We start from the raw sequence: 910 nt of genomic DNA on the forward strand, positions 1-910 counted from the left end.
ACGCGTGATCAGCAAAAGCAGGGTGACAAAAACATAATGGATTCCAATACTGTGTCAAGCTTCCAGGTAGACTGCTTTCTTTGGCATGTCCGCAAACGATTTGCAGACCAAGAAATGGGTGATGCCCCATTTCTAGACCGGCTCCGCCGAGATCAGAAGTCCCTGAGAGGAAGAAGCAGCACTCTTGGTCTGGACATCAGAACCGCCACGCGTGAAGGAAAGCATATAGTGGAGCGGATTTTAGAGGAAGAGTCAGATGAAGCATTTAAAATGAGTGTTGCTTCAGTGCCAGCTCCACGCTATCTAACTGACATGACTCTTGAAGAAATGTCAAGAGATTGGTTAATGCTCATTCCCAAACAGAAAATAACAGGGTCCCTATGCATTAGAATGGACCAAGCAATAGTGGACAAAAACATCACATTGAAAGCAAATTTCAGTGTGATTTTCAATCGGCTTGAAGCCCTGATACTACTTAGAGCTTTTACGGAAGAAGGAGCAATCGTAGGCGAAATCTCACCATTACCTTCTCTTCCAGGACATACTGACAAGGATGTCAAAAATGCAATTGAGATCCTCATCGGAGGATTTGAATGGAATGATAACACAGTTCGAGTCTCTGAAGCTCTACAGAGATTCGCTTGGAGAAGCAGCGATGAGGATGGGAGATCTCCACTCTCTACAAAGTAGAAACGGGAAATGGAGAGAACAGTTAAGCCAGAAATTCGAAGAAATAAGATGGTTGATTGAAGAAGTACGACATAGATTAAAAATTACGGAGAATAGCTTTGAGCAAATAACTTTTATGCAAGCCTTACAACTATTGCTTGAAGTGGAGCAAGAGATAAGAACTTTCTCGTTTCAGCTTATTTAATGATAAAAAACACCCTTGTTTCTACTGATCACGCGT

General features: G+C 42.3%; 1 protein-coding gene. It reads left to right on the forward strand.

Annotated features, from left to right (window positions below; all coding sequences use genetic code 11):
• Positions 1–690: NS1 family protein (locus IEX10_RS20265; protein WP_229658340.1), on the forward strand; the 690-nt coding region annotated here is incomplete at its 5' end.
• Positions 691–910: the final 220 nt, after the last annotated feature.

The sequence above is a fragment of the Neptunicoccus cionae genome (assembly GCF_014643735.1).
In the GTDB taxonomy this organism is placed as follows: domain Bacteria; phylum Pseudomonadota; class Alphaproteobacteria; order Rhodobacterales; family Rhodobacteraceae; genus Amylibacter; species Amylibacter cionae.